Annotated in this window: 10 protein-coding genes and 1 pseudogene; 6 read left to right on the forward strand and 5 right to left on the reverse strand. The window is 59.5% G+C overall.

The genetic code is table 11. The features are described 5' to 3' along the window. Positions 1–6: 6 nt before the first annotated feature. Positions 7–1,698: an NAD-binding protein gene (locus tag U5K31_10125; protein ID MDZ7773077.1), complete on the reverse strand. Its 1,692-nt coding sequence runs from the start codon at positions 1,696–1,698 to the stop codon at positions 7–9. A 218-nt stretch (positions 1,699–1,916) separates the two neighbouring features. Between U5K31_10125 and U5K31_10130 the strand changes: the two genes are divergently transcribed. Next, on the forward strand, positions 1,917–5,297 hold the full coding sequence (locus U5K31_10130) for a PAS domain S-box protein (protein MDZ7773078.1): 3,381 nt from the start codon (positions 1,917–1,919) through the stop codon (positions 5,295–5,297). Between the two features lie 122 nt (positions 5,298–5,419). Continuing rightward, positions 5,420–6,775, forward strand: a complete 1,356-nt coding sequence (locus U5K31_10135) for a M28 family peptidase (GenBank protein MDZ7773079.1) — start codon at positions 5,420–5,422, stop codon at positions 6,773–6,775. A 21-nt stretch (positions 6,776–6,796) separates the two neighbouring features. On the opposite strand, the gene U5K31_10140 is transcribed toward U5K31_10135, so the two are convergent. From U5K31_10140 to U5K31_10150, 3 genes are all read right to left on the reverse strand, one after another. Beyond that, positions 6,797–8,101 (reverse strand): type II toxin-antitoxin system HipA family toxin, encoded by a 1,305-nt coding sequence (locus U5K31_10140; protein ID MDZ7773080.1) that lies wholly within the window; start codon positions 8,099–8,101, stop codon positions 6,797–6,799. Next, on the reverse strand, positions 8,098–8,415 hold the full coding sequence (locus U5K31_10145) for a helix-turn-helix transcriptional regulator (protein MDZ7773081.1): 318 nt from the start codon (positions 8,413–8,415) through the stop codon (positions 8,098–8,100). The genes U5K31_10140 and U5K31_10145 overlap by 4 nt, the downstream gene beginning before the upstream one ends. Positions 8,416–8,615: 200 nt before the next feature. Then, positions 8,616–9,386 (reverse strand): M90 family metallopeptidase, encoded by a 771-nt coding sequence (locus U5K31_10150; protein MDZ7773082.1) that lies wholly within the window; start codon positions 9,384–9,386, stop codon positions 8,616–8,618. A gap of 197 nt (positions 9,387–9,583) precedes the next feature. On the opposite strand from U5K31_10150, the gene U5K31_10155 reads away from it, so the two are divergent. Then, positions 9,584–9,784: a helix-turn-helix transcriptional regulator gene (locus U5K31_10155; GenBank protein ID MDZ7773083.1), complete on the forward strand. Its 201-nt coding sequence runs from the start codon at positions 9,584–9,586 to the stop codon at positions 9,782–9,784. Between the two features lie 41 nt (positions 9,785–9,825). Next, entirely contained in the window at positions 9,826–10,341 is a 516-nt protein-coding gene (locus U5K31_10160; protein MDZ7773084.1) for a DUF6773 family protein, read from the forward strand. Between the two features lies 1 nt (position 10,342). On the opposite strand, the gene U5K31_10165 is transcribed toward U5K31_10160, so the two are convergent. After that, complete coding sequence (locus U5K31_10165; protein MDZ7773085.1) at positions 10,343–13,111, reverse strand: prolyl oligopeptidase family serine peptidase; 2,769 nt, start codon at positions 13,109–13,111, stop codon at positions 10,343–10,345. A gap of 280 nt (positions 13,112–13,391) precedes the next feature. On the opposite strand from U5K31_10165, the gene U5K31_10170 reads away from it, so the two are divergent. Continuing rightward, on the forward strand, positions 13,392–15,794 hold the full coding sequence (locus tag U5K31_10170) for an ABC transporter permease (protein MDZ7773086.1): 2,403 nt from the start codon (positions 13,392–13,394) through the stop codon (positions 15,792–15,794). 220 nt (positions 15,795–16,014) lie between these two features. After that, positions 16,015–17,361 (forward strand): annotated as a pseudogene (locus tag U5K31_10175) (IS1380 family transposase). Positions 17,362–17,629 lie beyond the last annotated feature (268 nt).

The following is a 17,629-nucleotide window of genomic DNA, read 5'->3' on the forward strand; positions in this document are numbered from 1 at the left end:
TATCGTTTATTCCTGGCGGTAAGTGTCCATAAAGGCCTGCTCGTCGCCGGTCGTTCCGATCAGCACAAGTTCGCTCCCCTCGGGGATTTGAAGGTCAGGCTCAGGATTGATGATCTGATCGTCCCCGCTCCGGATGGAGAGGACGTTGCAGCCCGTTTTCTGGCGGATTTGAGATTCGACCAGGCTTTTGCCCGCCAGTTTCGCCGGGGTTTCGACGGTAAATACATTCAGTCCCTCGGCGATAATCACGATGTCGTTCCGCTCGAGGATGTTGAAGATTGTACTGGCTCCGATGGTGGCATAGGAGAGCACGAAATCAGCCCCTGCCCGGTGTAGGGTTGTGATGTTGCGGACGTGTGTGGAGCGGCTGATGATCTGAATGTTGGGACGCAGCTTGCGTGCGTAAATAGTCAGGTAGATGTTCATGTCGTCGTCATGCGTGGTAATCAGCACGCAGGGCGCCTCCCCGATGCCCGCCTTTTCTAGTACGCTGAAATCCTCGGCCGCCCCCAGAATGTACCGCTCGTCCGCCCGTATACGCTCCGGGTTTTTGTCGATGATGCGGAAATCCAGTCCACGCTCTTCGAAGGCATCGGCGACACCGCGCCCAACGCGGCCGCCGCCGATGATGATTACGGGATTTTCGGAGGCACGGTAAATCGCCATCAGCTCGTCGTAGGTGCGGAGCTGCTCGGGCGAGCCGGCCATGATGAGCACGCTCTCATTTTTCAGGCGTAAATCAGGGTGCGGTTTACGAAAGTTTCCGCGTTCCCATACCCCGACCAGGTTGATCCCCATCTGCTCGCGCAACCGGCTTTCCCTCAGTGTTTTTCCGACCAGGGGTGTCTGGTAGGCCATGGCCTCGGCGATGAGCAGCCGGTCGAACCGTCCGATGATATGCACGCGGCTGTCCTGTCCGATGGTGCGCCGAGAGAGGGAGCGTCCCATAATTTCCCCGATACGGATGACGTGGTTGCATCCTGCCATCTTAAGCAAGTCGACGGAATCCGTCGAATCGGCCGAGGCCACGACGGTGACATGTTCATCCATCTCCCGTACGGTGTTGCAGATGTTGGAGTTCACCATATCGGTTCCAAGGGCTACCACCATCGACGCCTGCCCGACCCGCAGCCGCTCGTAGGTCTTCGGATCGTCCAGCTCTCCAAAGACCACCCGGTAACCCTCGTCGTGGTACTCCAGCGCCTTGGACAGCTCGCTTGCCAGAAGCACATAATTGTAGTTGTACTGTTCGAGCTTGTCGATGAGGGCCTTGGCAATGGGACTGTAATGGGTGATGATCACGTGGTCGTGCGTGTCGGGCGGAAGCTCCCTCGGCGCCCGGGCCTTGGACTGCGCTTCCAGCCAGGGGGCGTAAAAGAACTGGATGAAGGTAAAAGGCAGAAGAACCAGCAGGGAGATCATCCCCGACAGCAGCACCAGTACCGAGAAGGCTCTTCCGAGGTCGCTGGTAAAGGTAATATCACCGAAACCCAGGGTCGACATGACGGTGAGGGTCCAGTAGAATCCCGTCACCCAGCTGTACGACTGTCCCTCGTACTCCATGATGTAATGGAATATGATCGTATAGGCCACGATCATCGCCAGCAGGGCGGCCACGAAGCGTCCAAGGCGCGCCAGGTTGTATTTTGTGCTCCGCGTGGAAATGATCTGCGTAAGCTGGGATGCGAAAAACTTCATGAAGGGTGGGTTGATCGATTATTATGCGTCATATTTGCAATGACCATCGTCTTAAACTAGCTTCACACGAAGCGGAGATCCTCACTTTTCGTACCATCAGGTATCCATCGTTGCGAATTCTTGACTATTAATAAACCAAACCGGGTGCAATTATGAAAAGTTATCTTCTCCTGCCCGCATTCGGCATACCCCATCTTATGGACACCAACAGCCGCTAAATGGGCAAAGAGTATCGAATACTGTTCCTGGAGATTGACGACGAGGAGGCAGAGCGGATACGCCTCGAGCTGGAAAAGCTGGAGCTGAGCCTGCAGATCGTGCGTTCGTCGGGGTCCGAAGCGCTGTCCGGGCGTCTGGAAAAGGTCAAACCCGACCTGGTCATCGCCGGCGGCACCTACGCGGATCCGGGGGAGGAGGGATTCCTGCGTCAGTTTCAGGGTGATTTCTCACGCCTGCCCGTTATCTGCATCATGGATCGCATTGGCACGGATGCGGCCGAAGCCATGTGTCAGGGTGCCGCCGATTGCGTGGAGAAGGAGAACCTCACAAGGCTGGCCCCGGCCGTTCGGCGGGAACTGCTGCGGCGCAGGAACCAAAGGCGGGCAGAGCGCCAGCGTGACAAGGCCTACGATATTGCGGATATCGGGCATTGGGAACTCGACCTGGTGAACGACCGGCTCTTCTGGTCCGATATGATACGGAAGCTGCACGAAGTGGGTCCCGAATACGAGCCGGAGCTGGAATCCGCCCTGGAGTTCTACAAGGAGGGGACGAACCGTGAAACGGTGCGACGGGCGGTGGAACAGGCGATTGAAAACGGGACGCCTTTCGACGTCGAAGCCAAGCTTGTGACGGCCCGGGGTAACGAGCGCTGGGTACGGACGGTGGGAGATACGGTTATCCGGGACGGGAAGTGTGTACGCATTTACGGCAGCACGCAGGACATCACGGAGCGAAAGCTGGTGGAGGAGAAGATGCGTGACATGGTGGAGCACAGTACCAACATGTTCTACCGTCACGACCCCGATCACCGTCTCACCTACGTCAGTCCCCAGTCTGAGGAGTTCCTGGGCTACCCGCCGGAGGAGGCAAAGCGGCGGTGGACGGAATTCGTTACCGGACATCCCATTAACGAGAAGGGATTTGCGCATACCCAGCGCGCCATCGATACGGGCGAACCGCAGCCGCCCTTTGAGCTGCAGCTCGAGAAGGCAGACGGAGAGGTGATCTGGGTGCAGGTTAACGAAGCCCCCATCGTTGAGAACGGCGAGACCGTCGCTATCGTAGGATCCCTCACCGACATCACCGAACGCAAGGAGATCGAGGTGCGGCAGCGCCTGCAGCAGAATGTGTCGCGGTATTTCAAAGCCGCGGAAAATCTCAATGACATCCTGGATCGGGTGCTTCGCTACCTGGCCGGCTACGGCCGTTTCAGCAGGGCCGAGCTCTGGCTGGTGGATACGCGTGATTCCTACATCCAGCTTGGTTCGTCGGTCAGCAGGGGAGATAAGGGAGAAATATTTTTACATGCGAGTCGCTCGGTAAACCGTTTCGAAAAGGGGGAGGGGCTTCCCGGCATGGTCTGGAAGTCGAACGCGTCCCGGTATTGGGAGAACATCTCCAGCCGCTCTGATTTCGTGAGAAGAAGTGCAGCAGCTGAAGCCGGACTTGAGTCTGCTCTGGGCGTGCCGGTCCGCCACAACGACAAGCCCCTGGGCGTACTTCTTCTGGCCGGCGCCCGGGAGCGGTTCGCCAGGGATGTCCGCAAATACGAGGCGCTGCAGGATGTCCTCGGAGCGGAAATCAGGCGCAAGCAGCAGGAGGAGGAGATGCAGTTGTTGTTTGAGAGCGCTCCCGACATCATCGCTATTGTTGCGCCCGACAAGCACTTTGTTCGCGTCAATCCCGCCTTTTGCGAAATGCTGGGTTATTCCGAGGAGGAGATCACCTCCCGGCCCTACGAAGAATTCGTGCATCCGGAAGACCTGGAGAAAAGCCGGGAGGAATTTAAGGAGACCATTACCGGCGAGCGGAAAGCCCGGAACTTTGTAAACCGGTGGAGGACGCGTAGCGGCGAATACCGCTGGATTTCATGGAGTTCGTCTGAAGTGTACAACAGGGAGGGATTCGTATTCTCCTTCGGCAGAGATATAACCGCACTTCGGGAGGCGGAGCAGCGGGCCGCACAAACGCTGGAGCGTATAGGGGATGCCTTTTTCGCCGTGGACGAGGAGTGGAATGTCACCTACTGGAACAGGGAGGCGGAAAGGGTGTTGCAGAAGCCGAAGGAGGAGATCCTCGGCAAGCACCTGTGGACGGAATATGAAGACGCCGTGGATCTGGATTTCTATACCGAGTATCACCGGGCGGTGCGGGAGCAGGTGACTGTTCACTTTGAAGAATTCTATCCTGCGCTGGAGAAGTGGTTCGAGGTCAGCGCCTATCCTTCAAGTACGGGACTGTCGGTCTATTTCCGGGATGTCACCGAGCGAAAGAGAAACGAGGAGAGGATCAAAAGGGTCAACGAGCGTTTTGAGAAAGTGACCGAGGCGACCAACGACGCCATATGGGACTATGACGTGGAGCAGGGCGAGCTTTTCTGGGGACGGGGATTTGAGACGCTTTTTGGCTACGACCTGGAGCAAACGGATCCCAGCCTGGAATTTTTGCTGGAGCTGATTCACCCGGAAGACCGCGAGCGGATCACCCGCAGAATTGAACAATACATGCAGTCGGACAAGGGCACCGAGTGGTATGAGGAGTACCGTTTCCGGAGGGTGGACCGAAGTTATGCCTACGTGATGGACCGCGCTACGTTCATCCGGGATGAGGAGGGAAGCGTGATCCGTGTGGTGGGCGCGATGACGGACCTCTCAACCCAGAAGCGCCAGGAGGAATCCCTGAAAGATCTCAACAGGGAGCTGGAGGAACATGCGGAGAAACTGGCACGCTCCAACGACGAAAAGGAAACGCTCCTGATGGAGATTCACCACCGGGTGAAAAACAACCTGGCGGTCGTTTCCGGGATGATGCAGCTTCAGGCCTTCGGCGAGGAAGACAGCGCCCTGGGCGAAAAATTGCTCGACAGCGTATCCCGCATACAGGCCATGGCCTCGATTCACGATCTATTGTACCGTTCCAAGAGCTATTCCCGGCTGAACCTGGCGGAAAATATTCGCAAGCTTGTGTCAAATATCGTGGGATCCTTTCACCGGGATGCGGAAATTGACGTGCTGTACGACCTGGAACCGGTTGTGATGAATATCAATCAGGCCATACCCTGCTCCCTGATGGTGAACGAAGTGGTGACCAATGTCATCAAACATGCCTTTGATGGGGGGCAAGAGGGAAGAATGGAGATCGCGCTGCTTGAAAGGGGGCAAAGGATATCGTTGCGCATAGAGGACAGCGGCAAGGGACTGCCCGATGATTTCGACAGCAGTGCGCAGGCCGAGTCCCTCGGTATGCGGCTGATCCAAACCCTGGCCCAGCAGCTTGAAGCGGAATACCACTACGAATCTTTGGATCCGGGGACGCGCTTCAGGGTGGTCTTTGAAAAAGCTGACGTGCGCGGAATAGGCAGTTCGCATCTTATTTGACGGGATCTAGTCGCTATAGGGTGGATGGCCGCTTGCGGATTTGACGGCAATGTTTCACCTTGTGGCTACCGGGTTACCGACCCCGCTCCTAACCGATAAAACGAATCCGAGAATACACATCCATGAAACGCTTACTCGCTCTTCCCCTTACCGTGCTCATACTTGCTGCCTGCAACCTGACCCCGCTCCAGGCCCAGGATCTGAGCATCGATCCTGAAATCTACAACATCATCGACGCGGTAAGCGCGGACCGGCTCGAGTCGGACATCCGCACCCTCGCCGGATTTGGCACGCGTCACACCATGTCCGACACCACCTCCGACACCCGCGGCATCGGCGCCGCCCGCCGGTGGATCAAGAGCGAGTTCGAGGCCATCAGCCAGGCCTGCGGGGGCTGCCTGGAGGTGCGTGAGCAGCGCACCCTGGTGGAAGGTGATCCTGACAGCCGTATAGCCGAGGACACCTGGGTGGTGAACATCTACGCGGTGCTGCGCGGCAACACCCATCCCAACCGCTACGTGATTATGAGCGGGGATATCGACAGCCGTGCCTCTGACAACAGCAACTCGACCATCGACGCTCCGGGCGCCAACGACAACGCCTCCGGCATGGCGGGCGCTATCGAGGCGGCGCGCGTGCTCTCGCAGTACGAGTTCGAGAACAGCATCATCTTTGCCGGGCTTTCCGGTGAGGAGCAGGGCCTCTATGGGGGCGAACACATGGCTGAGATGGCCCAAGAGGAGGGCTGGGAGATCTTTGGTGTACTCAACAACGACATGATCGGCAACATCCGCGGCATCGACGGCATCGTCGACAACCGCCAGTTCCGTATTTTTTCGGAACCCTTCAGCCAGAACACCTCCCAGCGCGAGCTGCAGAGCATGCGTTTCTACGGCGGGGAGAACGACGGCATCTCACGGCAGCTGGCCCGCTACATCTACGAGACCACCCGCCTCTACATGCCCGAGATGGATCCGCTGATGATCTACCGCCTCGACCGATTCGGGCGCGGGGGACACCATACGCCCTTTAACAATGCTGGCTTCGCCGGGGTGCGCATCATGGAGGCCCACGAAAACTACAACTGGCAGCACCAGGATATCCGCACCGAAGACGGCATCCGCTACGGCGACACCATCGACAAGGTGGACTTCGACTACGCCGCCAAGATGACGGCCGTGAACGCCGTGGCCCTCGCCAACCTGGCCTGGGCGCCGCCCCAGCCGCAGGAAGTGGACATCGACGGGGCCGTGCAGCCCTCCACCACGCTGAGCTGGGAGACCCCGGACAGCGACCTGGTCAAGGGTTACAAGATCTACTGGCGGCGCACCACCTCCCCGACCTGGGACAACGCCCGCTACGTGGGTGACGTGAGTGAGTACACCCTCGAGAACGTGGTCATCGACAACTGGCTCTTCGGCGTTGCCGCCGTGGGCGAGGACGGCCATGAGAGCGTGGTGGCCTTCCCGGGGAATTAGCCTTGAAAGCATCACCGTGCGTCAGGGGAGGTTGATCAGTGTCTCGGAGATGGCATCACGCAGTCCGGGATCTACACCTGCCTGTTCGGCGTATCGGGGCCACTTGCCCACCATGCCGTTGATCTGGTCGATGATGGCAGGCGCCTTGCGGATGTTGATGGTATCTGCGACAGCCAGAAGATCCTTGCGCTGGATATCTTTCCTTGCACCGTTGATGCTCAACGCATGCTGGCTGACCCATTCACTGCCGGGCCGGTAGGCATGGCACAGATCGTAGGCCGGGGCCAGTTCCCACTTTCCGTCCTTTTGCAGGCGGAACGCGAAGTTCTTGGTATGGTCGTCGCAATTCCGGGCCAGTACGTTGAAGACCATCCGCCGAAACATCTGTTCGGAGGAGGGGTAGTCCAGTTTCAGTTCCCGCATGGTCTGGAAGAGCTGCTCGTAGCTGTAGCTTTGCACGTCGTTGTAATCGAAGTGCTTCATGGCGCAGAGCGTCTGGATATGATGTTTGGTGCCGTCGTCTTCCCGGTCGAAGCGCCTGGTCATGAAGTGCGCCCGGCCGTTTTCTTCCAGTAGCTTCGAGTGCATCATATCTATACCACAGTCGATGGCCATGCGGTAGTAGGCCATTTCGACGCGGCCGTAGCCCGTGGTTTCCCCGAGCTGAACCTCGCTTACGCCATCCAGCTTGATGATCCAGTGTTCGAATTCTTCCGGGGCCTTCGCCTGTCCCGAACGCACCTCGCTGGTCCGCCGGTTGTAGGCAATGACCGCCTTGGGACGCGCTCCTCCTGCCGAGGTGCCCACCCGCAGTATTTGCTTCATGGCCTGGTCATCCTTGTCCAGATTGGTGCTGAAATCGGCCCTCCTGGAAAGCATGGTCCGGGCCATCTCCACCAGGCTCTCAATCTCGATGCCGGTGCTGCCAGGATCACGCTCAAAGTAGGCGGGTTCGAATTCCAGCGCTCCCATGCCCCGTTTCCCTATAAAGCAGAGCTTTTCGACCGGGTTCATGCTGTCCGGGGGACGACCCTGCCGGGCCAGCCATCTGTCGATAAGCTGATTCCCGTACTGGTCCGGGAGGCTGTCGGCCAGCAGCCCGGGCAGGCCGCGAAAGGCATCCAGCTCTCTTTCCCTTTTCTTCCGGAGCCGGGGAAAATCAAAGATGGTTTGGCCGGCGGACAGGGGCATTTTCAGGGGTGCCAGCTCCCATCCCCTCTGCAGGAATGCGTTATTGTACTCGAAGCTTGCGAGCTCCCTGTCCGAGTCCCAGGCTACGGCACCCACGGTTTCGCCCCAGATATGTACAAAAGCCGTGGTGATCATGCTTCTTCCCCGGCGGAGTTGTCGTTCTTCCCCACGTGCCTCGCCCGCTGGCGCTTCCTGCGTTCTTGCTTGGCCAGCTCAATGGGACTTGGGCGCTGGCTTACTTCGAAGGCATCCATCAGGTGCAGCAGGTCCAACACCCGGATGATCTGTATGAAGGTGAGCAGGGTTACCGCCTCACCTCGTTCCAGCAGGCTCAGGGTGGAACGGCTGATCCCGGCTGCTTTTGCGACCTCATGCTGGGTTCTGTTCTGCTGCAGGCGATGGTGCTTGATGTAGGATCCGATCTGCTGAATGAGCGCCATGTCGCTCATGGATTGCCAGGATTTGGATGATATATCATTCATAATATTCAAATATTTACTTTATGTATGAATAACAATACAACAGGTAATATCATATATGCATGCAATATTATGAACTATTCGGTGAATGACATGTCATACACGTGCGGTTTCTCCACAGGCCAGGGGCGAAGCTGGAAAGGACCGTACGTGTATATGGGCTGCCCTAGCTAGACCGGCAGAAAGGTGGCCGGGTCCAGTCCGTAGAGGGCGCGGAGCTGGGTGTAGAGTTCCGGGTCGCGGCGCTTCAGCGCGTGGGGGTTCTCCATGAAGGCCTCCGTAGCCACCGAGAAGCACTCCGCCGGGTTGGTGGCCCCGTAGAGGTCCAGCACATCGCGTGCCCCGCGCTCCGATTTTTTGATCAGCCGGCGGTAGGTGCGCGCCAGCGCCTGCGTCCATGCGTTCTCCGAGTCGGTGTCGCCCTCCCATGAGATGCCCGCGGAGATACCGTAGCGGAAATCCATCTGGTGGGCAAACTCGTGGTAGATCAGATTGCGTCTCTCGAAAGGCCGCTCCAGGTCGAGTTCGATGTCCCGCCAGGAGAGCACGATATTGCCGGGATTCCACGACTCCCCGGAGCGCTCCTCGTAGCCTTCGGTGACGATTCCGCCGTAGTCCTCGTAGTGCACGGGGGCCACGTACTCGTCCGGGTAGACCAGGATGGCCTTCAGAGCCGGGTAGTAGTCCGACGGCTCCTCCAGGATGAGCATGCAGGCGTAGGCGGCGATGATCACGCGCATCTCCTCGCGCAGCTCCAGTCCCCCACAGCCCTCGAAAATCTTCTCTCCCATGAAAACCTGAATGCGCCGGTGCAGCTTGCGCCGGGTGGCCTGGGGCAGGTAGCGGTAGAAGGCGGCACGCCGCTCCAAAATCTCTTCCCACTCGGGAGGGATGGGACCTCGACGCACCCACCAGCGGCGCAGCATTCTGAAAAAAGGCATCGGTGCGAAAATATGGGTTTGGGATGATTCCAGGGCGTCACCTGTTGTCCGGCGTCACCGCGGCTGCACTAATAATAAGCGCTGCGGGGCGGAATAGGAATGGTAGCTTCGGATGGGGAGCGTTCTATAGAATGCAATATATACTTGTCATAGTGTATGATATATATTACATTCTTTCTGGAACAGCCATCAATGCTATGAAAAACATCAACCTGAAAACGGCCAGAATGGAGAAGGATCTCACCCAGGAGGAGCTCGCAGAGTGTGTGGGGGTCACCCGTCAGACCATCGGACTGATCGAATCCGGCAACTACAATCCCACGCTGAACCTCTGCGTGGCCATATGCCGGGAGCTGGACCGGACGCTGGACGATCTGTTCTGGGATTCGGCGGTATAGTCCATCGGTCCATCCACTTGGCCCAAGCTTAGGAATCCACCATGACCAAGAAGAACGCATCAAATACGCAGCCTGTCACGGGAGACGAACGCACGCGGGCCGTCACGGACCGGTACTACGCGCATGCCTTCACCATCCTGGCCTTTTACATTTTTCTCGGCCTCGTCGTGAAACCCTTTCTCTTCGATATACCGATGTGGCACTACTGGGACGCGGGTATTGTACTCATCGGGGCCTATGCCTACGTGCTGGTCCGGACCGCGGGCGAGGGTGTGGCCGTGGAACCCCAGCTTGCGTGGGATCGGATGGGCTGGAAACGCTATCTGAAGGTGTATGGGACGGCCGCTCTGCTGTTCGGCGCCTTCTGCACCCTGGTGCTGCCTGAAATCGCCCCGGAGGCCTCTTCGTGGTTCGAGGGAGCCCTGGAGAAAATCGGGGGCGGACTGCTCATCGCCCTGCTCTTCTTGGCGACCATGAGTCTGGTGCTCTTCCTAATCGACTACCTGCCGGCCCGTGCGGCCCGCCGGAATGCGGACCGCATGATGGATGAGGGATAGTTCAGCGTCCCCCGCTATTTTCCTCTTCCAGTACTTCGGGACGCTTGATCCAGGGCAGGCCTTCTGTTATCCAGTCGGGGGCCGGCTCGCCCTTCAGGAAGTGCTCGTGCCACTGGAAGGCGCGGGTGGCGTAGTCGATCTGATTCTCCTCGCGGGCAAGCCCGTGGTTCTCGCCCTCGTAGACAAGCATCACGTAGGTCTTCTGCATGCGTCGCAGGGTGTTGTAGAGCTCCACGCCCTGGTTGAAGTCCACCGCTCCGTCGTCGGTGCCGAACTCCACCAGGAGGGGCGTGTCCAGATTTTCGGCCTGGAATATGGGAGAGTTCTCAATGTACTTGTCCCAGTCCATCCACCAGGGATCCGGGAATCGTCCCTGGCTGGTCTCGAAGATCTGCGCGTCGGGCGTGCCGGAATTCCAGTAGATGGAGTTGTACATGCTCACCATGTTGGTCAGCGGCGCCCCGGCCACGGCCGAGTTGAACAGGTCGGTCTGCGTCACAATAAACGACGTCTGGTAGGCGCCCCAGGAGTGGCCCGTCAGGCCTATCTGGTCTTCCTTGATCATGCCGGTCTCGATGACCTTACGCACGGCAGGCACCACGCTCTCCACGGCGGAGACGCCGGGATCCCGCAGCTCATAGTTGATGTCCGGCTCGAAGACGAAGTAGCCCTCTGAGCTGTAGCGGCGCATGTTGTAGGGACTGGTGCGTGAGGGCGTGCTGTAGCTGTGGGTGCTTTGCGAACGCAGCTCGTAGATGTAGGTGATCATCGGGTACTGCTGCCCCGGCTGGTAGTTGGCGGGGTAGAGGAGGCGCCCCTGAAGGGTGTCTCCGCGCTGGTTCACAAAGGTGATCAGCTCGTCGTCCGCCCAGTGATAGTTATCCTGGAAGGGATTGGTGTTGGTGAGCTGGGTGCCCTCTTCAAAGTCCCTTCCGGTGGCGAAGAAGTCGGGCGAGTCGTCCGCCGCTTCCTTCCTGTACACGTAGCGCTCGGCGTCGTCGGCTTTGGAAAGCTGGCCGATCTGCATGGGCTGGTAGATGAGCTCCTCCACGTCGCCGCCATTCAGACGCGCGTAGCCGCGGTCCTTGGTGTAGCGGCCGTATTTGGAGAGCCAGATGGTTTCGTCGTCCGACAGGTAATCGTCCTCGTAGTCGAGGCGTGTTTGGCGGTACTCGATACGCTGGGCGGTCCCGTCGGTCAGGCGCACGGTCTCCTCCCCGTCGGGAGAGACGCGCCAGACATCGTACTGGTCGTAGAGCAGCAGCCACTCATCGTCCTCGCCCCACTGGCCGCTGCCCCAGGGACCGGGATGCTGCCGCCCGTTGACCGAAACGAAATTCTCGAAACGGGTATCGATGCCGGCAGTGATGTTGGTCACCTCCCCGGAGTCGATGTCGTAGGTGCGCCAGTCGCCCGCATAAAACCAGTACAGATAGTTGCCTCCCGGACTGGATTGCACATACTCGCGCTGTTCCATCAGCAGTTCGCGCTCGCCCGTCTGCAGGTCGATGAGGTAGATGTCGTTCCAGGTCTCCTCGAACTGTGGCTCATAGGGCGTGGGGTCCAGTCCGATGGCGTGGCGGTCGTCGCCGGTCAGCGAGACGCTCTCCACTGCGCTGTCCGCCAGCTGTACGAAGCGGCTGTCCTCAAGGTGCCAGGCCGAGAGGAAGTTGGAGCGCTGCTCGGAGTTGGCCATCAGCTCCTGGCGGGGCTGGATGGGATCGTCCTGCCAGTGCCAGACCTGCACGTTGGAGGGAGGCAGGTCCTCGTCCAGCTTCTGGCCAGCCGCTGCCGTGTCGGCCGCCGCGCTGTCGCTTGAGGCCTCTTCGCTCATCTCCCAGGGCTTGATGCCGAAGAAAACCGTCTCGTTGTGCTCGGCCCACTCCAGGGAGCGGAAGTCCACGATGCGAAAATCGGCCGGAAAATCCCCGTCTCCCCGGTGATCGTAGCTCCGGTGCTCAGGGTCGCCGGAGGTGACGTCCCTGAAGGTGTGAATGACGTGTGTGGGATCGTCATAACCCTCCGTTTTTGCCTCCTTCATGAAGGCCAGGTGGTTCTCCTCCTCGGCCCAGGTCAGGTGCTTGTAGGTAGTGGTGTCGCTGTCGAGCACGCGGGTGCGGTTCTGGCCGAGGTTCACCAGGTGTACGCCGTTGCCCAGCTTGTCAGGTGCCTCGATGGTCAGGGCCAGGTGGGTGCCCTCCTCGTTGAAGGCGTAGTCGGTCACGTTGCCATAGGGCATAACGGTACCAGTGGCCATGTCACGCACCAGGATGCCGGGGTTCCCGCCCTCGTTGCCCTGGGGCGGATACTTGCGCATGACCATGTGGGAGCCGCTCTCATTGAAGGTGTAGCCCTGAATGTTGGAGAGGGTGTCCACCTCCATGGTGCCCAGGTCCATGATGCCCAGCTTGAAGCGCACCTGCCTGTCCTGCTCCTCCAGGCGCTCCTCCTCTTTCTCCGAAACCCCGATGCGGAAGGCGAACCAGCGATTGTCGTCCGAAAAGGAGGGGTCGGTGCCGTGCATGAATTTGTGCTCGCCGGTGGAGTCCGAACCCACTTCCTTGAGCGTCAGCCAGCCGTCCTCGTCCACCGGCACCACGCTGTAGTAGAACCACTCGCCGTCGGGTGAGAGGCCGCTCCCGAAAATGCGCTGCCACTTGGCATAGTCTTCGGGCTCGAGTTTCTGTTTCTGCTGATCCTGGGCGAGGGCGGTGCCTGCCGCAAGAATGAATATGAGGCAGAAAAGGCTGAGGCGTTTAAGTGATCCCATGTCGGAGTTCCTTAGATTGTCGTTGATCCCTGAATCCTACAGACTACGAATTTTGGGGGAGTAATTAAAACGGGAGGAGGGCGGCCCCAGCCGTATCTTTGTGGATCTGAAGGAAGGATTCTCTGTACGCCAGCGTACACCCCCTGTACCGCAGGCGGACAATATGGAGATAGTCGATTCCGGCCTGAAACTACCTGGACCTCATTAAGGTCCGTCAGGGTACTCTGGTACGATTATTGATTCCTTACCGGACCTACCTGCAACCTTACCTCCATGACCCATGTTTGCCAATTATCTCAAGATTGCCTTCCGTAACTTTGTGAAGAACCGCAGTTTTACGGCCCTCTCCATTGCGAGCCTGGCCATTGCCATTACCTGCGTACTGCTGATTGGCTTCTACGCCTGGAAGGAGTTCCGGTACGACCGCTTTCACCAGGAGGCGGACCAAATCTACCGCCTGACTACCCACAGCGTGAACCAGCAGGCCGAACGCACGGTGGGATTTGTCCCTCTTCCTCTGGCGGCACACCTGGCCGAACGCTTCCCGGCGGTACGCGATTTCGCACGGGTCTGGGAGTACCGACGGGCCATGCCGCTGAGCAATCCCGAAAGCAACGAGACATGGTATGAAGAGAATTTCGCCTGGGCGGAGGCGTCCTTCTTCGATATCTTTGATTTTCCCATCGTCCAGGGCAGGGCCGAGGACCCGCTGGCCGACTACCGGTCGGTGGTGATTTCCGAGAGCATGGCGCGGAAATATTTCGGTGAGGATGATCCCATCGGCCGAACACTGCACTTCCGCGGGGAGACCGACATTCCTCTGCAGGTCTCGGCGGTCATGCGTGATTTTCCTGAATATTCCCATTTTCATTTCGATTTTGTGGCCGATATCCGCACGGCAGCGGAGGATTTCTGGGCGGGCGGGACCCGCTCGCAGGAGTTTTTCGAGGATTGGATAAACCTCTTCGTGCCTGCCTATATCCTGACCGAACCGGAGGCGGACCTGGAACCTGTGCTGGCCGAGGCCTCCCGCCAGCTCAACGACCGGCTCGAGGTGCCCGGGTCCACCTACGAGGTACAGGCCCAGCCGCTCACCTCCATCCATCTCAACTCCCGCCTTGACGTGGGCGAGTGGGCGGTCAACGGCAGCCGGGCCAACGTGTATGCCGTGATGGGCGTGGGACTTATTATCCTGCTTTTGGGCTGCTTTAACTTCATCAACCTGGTCACAGCGCAGGCGGGCAAACGCGTCAAGGAGGTCGGCCTGCGTAAGACCATGGGAAGCTCGCGGGCACAGCTCATGGGACAGCATTTCATGGAGACCACCCTGCTGGTGATGGGCGCTTTGCTCATCTCCCTCTTTGCCGTGGAAGTGATTCAGCCCTGGCTGGGTTCATTCGGTGGCATGGAAGGGGCGATCGCCTGGCTGATGCAGCCCATTCCCCTGGCCCTGCTGGCAGGTCTGTCGCTGCTGCTCATCCTGCTGGCGGGTGTCTGGCCCGCCCTATATCTCTCCCGTTTCTCGCCCAGTGCGGTACTTAAAGGCAATTTCGGGGGACGCCTGGGCGGGGGAGGCCTGCGCAAGGTGCTGATCACCACCCAGTTTGCCCTCAGCGGCGCCCTCATCGTCTGCACCCTGGTCATCTACCAGCAGCTGCAGCATATGCAGCAGACGGAACTGGGCTTTGCCGAAGAACAGATTCTCATTATCCCCATCCACCGCGACAACGCCATCATTCCCAATTTTGACCGACTCAAAGAAACCTACCTGCAGAATGCCAGTGTGCGTTCGGTCACCAGCAACTCCCATCTTATGCTGGCCACCTATACCTACACGCGGACCTTCCGTCTGCAGGGCAGGGGGGACGAGTTCCGGTGGGAGTATTACACGGTAGAGGGGGACTTTCCCCAAACCTACGGTCTCCAGCTCGCGGCCGGCCGCTTTTTTCGGACCGGTGCGGATGCTGACACCAACGCGGTGATTCTGAACCGAAGCGCGGTGCGTGAGATGGGCATGGAAGCCGAAGAGGCGGTGGGGCAGATCTTCAACGAAGAGGGGCTGGTCGTGGGTGTGGTGGAGGACTTCCACTACCAGTCCATGCACGAGGCAATACAGCCCTTTGTGCTCATCAACCAGCCCCTGAACGTGGATTTTATTTCTGTGCGCATCGATCCGGGCGACCTGGCCGCCACCATCGACGAGCTGGAGCAGGCCTGGAACCGGGTCATTCCGGCCGCCTCTTTCGGATACTATTTCCTGGACGACACCTTCGGTGCGATCTATCGTCAGGAGCACAGCCTGAGCCGCGCCGTACTGGGCTTCTCTGGAGTGGCCATTTTCCTGGCATGTCTCGGACTTTTCGGGCTCTCGCTGTTCACGGCTGAGCGGCGCACCAAGGAGATCGGGGTGCGCAAGTCTCTCGGGGCCACGATCTGGGACATCGTCCTGTTGCTGGGTTCGGATTTCACCAAGCTGATCCTCCTTTCCCTGGCCGTGGCCCTGCCGGCTTCATGGTTCCTAATGGACAGCTGGCTGGGCGACTACGCCTACCGTATTGAACTCTCCTGGTGGATGTTTGCGGTGGGTTCGCTGTTTGTGGTGCTCGTATCCTGGCTGACGATCAGCTGGAACTCCATCCGGGCGGCGACGGTCAACCCGGTGGAGGCGCTCAGGTCGGAGTAGGGAAGGCCCTGCAACGAAGGGGTGCACAGCATGGAATTCGCCATGCTCCTTGCCTGGAGGTGGTACCAAAAAGAAGGGGAGCCCCGGTCTGGAGGCTCCCTTTGAGTTCGCAACCTAAGCTGGCAGAGTTCTATGCTAGCCTGCATTTCTCACAAAAAAAAGCACCAGATTCCTTATACTTTTGGTGGACAACAACTTAGAACCAAAAAGAAGGAATCTGATGCTAACACAGTGTACGCAGGATCCGATCGAGTTTCAAGGGCAATCCGGGCGGGCGGTGGAGGCCGACTTCGGGGGTGGTCAGATCACCTCTGACGGCGGCGGGTTGCTGCTGCGGGAGGTAGCGGCCCGGACGAATCTGATCGTTGATGTGGCAAGCTGTTTTACCGACCGGCGGGATCCGTCCTATACCACCCACAGCTTGAAGGAGCTGCTGGCCCAGCGGGTGCTGGGGATCGCCTGTGGCTATGAAGACCTAATCGACCACGACCGGCTGCGGGCCAATCGGATGTGGAGTCTGCTGGCCGGCAAAGCCGACCCGGCGACCCAGCCGGTGGCGGGCAAGAGTACCCTCAATCGCCTGGAGACCAGCGTGGGCCGGGGGCCCGAGCAGCCCGAGCGGTACCACAAGATGTCCCTGGACGAGGAGGCCTTTGAGGGGTTGTTTGCCGACTGGTATGTGGCGGCCCACCGGGGCGAGGCCCCCTCGGAGGTGATCCTGGATCTGGACCTCAGCGACGTGGCCTTGCACGGGGACCAGCAGGACCGGTTTTTCCACGGTTACTACGACCACTACTGCTACCTGCCGCTGTTTATCTTTGCCGGGGAGCATCTGCTGTGGGCCGATCTTCGTCCGGCCGACCGGCAAGATCCGGAAGAGACCATCGAAGCGGTGGCCCGGATCACCGACAAGCTTCGGGCGGCGTGGCCGGGGGTGCGGATCATCCTGCGGGCCGATTCGGGCTTTGCCGGCGACGAGCTCATGTGCTGGTGTGAGGCCCACGGGGTGGACTACGTGTTCGGACTGGCGGGAAACAGCCGCCTGAAGCAGGCCGTTGCCCCTCACCTGCAGGCGGCCGGGCGGCTGTCGGCCCATACGGGCCGCTCCGAGCGGGTCTACCACGAGTTTGCCTACCAGACCCGCCGCTCCTGGTCGCGGCCCCGCCGGGTGATCGGTAAGGCGGCCCTCAGTGAGGGCGACCCCAACCCCCGCTTTGTGGTCACCTCCCTGCATGGAGGCCGGTGGGCGGCGGCCGAGTGCTACGAGCAGCTCTACTGCGCCCGCGGGGAAGCCGAGAACCGCATCAAGGAGCATCAGTTGGGACTGTTCGGGGGGCGCACCTCCTGCGCGGCAATGGCCGCCAACCAGCTTCGGCTGTGGTGGGCCGGGGTGGCCTACTGGCTGATCACCGAGCTGCGCCGGGTGGGGCTGGCCGGTACCAGGTGGGCCCGCGCCCAGGCCCAGACCATCCGCGCGGAGCTGGGGAAGATCGACGCGCTGCTTCGGGTGAGCGTACGACGGGTGTATCTGGCGCTCTCAAGCGGATATCCCTGGAAGGACACTTTTGGTAGGTGGCCGGCAATATCCGCCGCGGGTGGGAGCCCTCGCGGGGCTGACCTGCGCCAACTTCGTCCCCTCCTGAAGCCGTACGACATCCCCCCCCTGGGAGAGCTATGAGACGGCGAGCCGGAAAAGGCCCCAAAACGGGGAATAACTTCAGGCGAGGAGCCGGATAGCACCCCGAATAGTCGCTCTGACACCCCCGCTCAACGCAAGAATGAAAAAACCTGTGATATGTGACCGCGAATATCCTATTCCCAACATTTGTGAGAAA

This window comes from Balneolaceae bacterium (assembly GCA_034521445.1).
Taxonomy (GTDB): Bacteria; Bacteroidota; Rhodothermia; order Balneolales; family Balneolaceae; genus JAXHMM01.

Excerpts from the sequence above, each read along its gene's own strand:
- U5K31_10140 (MDZ7773080.1), bottom strand. The coding sequence starts at position 8,101 with ATGATCACCACGGCTTTTGTACATATCTGGGGCGAAACCGTGGGTGCC.
- U5K31_10170 (MDZ7773086.1), top strand. The coding sequence starts at position 13,392 with ATGTTTGCCAATTATCTCAAGATTGCCTTCCGTAACTTTGTGAAGAAC.
- U5K31_10130 (MDZ7773078.1), top strand. The coding sequence starts at position 1,917 with ATGGGCAAAGAGTATCGAATACTGTTCCTGGAGATTGACGACGAGGAG.
- U5K31_10160 (MDZ7773084.1), top strand. The coding sequence starts at position 9,826 with ATGACCAAGAAGAACGCATCAAATACGCAGCCTGTCACGGGAGACGAA.
- U5K31_10165 (MDZ7773085.1), bottom strand. The coding sequence starts at position 13,111 with ATGGGATCACTTAAACGCCTCAGCCTTTTCTGCCTCATATTCATTCTT.
- U5K31_10125 (MDZ7773077.1), bottom strand. The coding sequence starts at position 1,698 with ATGAAGTTTTTCGCATCCCAGCTTACGCAGATCATTTCCACGCGGAGC.
- U5K31_10145 (MDZ7773081.1), bottom strand. The coding sequence starts at position 8,415 with ATGAGCGACATGGCGCTCATTCAGCAGATCGGATCCTACATCAAGCAC.
- U5K31_10135 (MDZ7773079.1), top strand. The coding sequence starts at position 5,420 with ATGAAACGCTTACTCGCTCTTCCCCTTACCGTGCTCATACTTGCTGCC.
- U5K31_10150 (MDZ7773082.1), bottom strand. The coding sequence starts at position 9,386 with ATGCCTTTTTTCAGAATGCTGCGCCGCTGGTGGGTGCGTCGAGGTCCC.
- U5K31_10155 (MDZ7773083.1), top strand. The coding sequence starts at position 9,584 with ATGAAAAACATCAACCTGAAAACGGCCAGAATGGAGAAGGATCTCACC.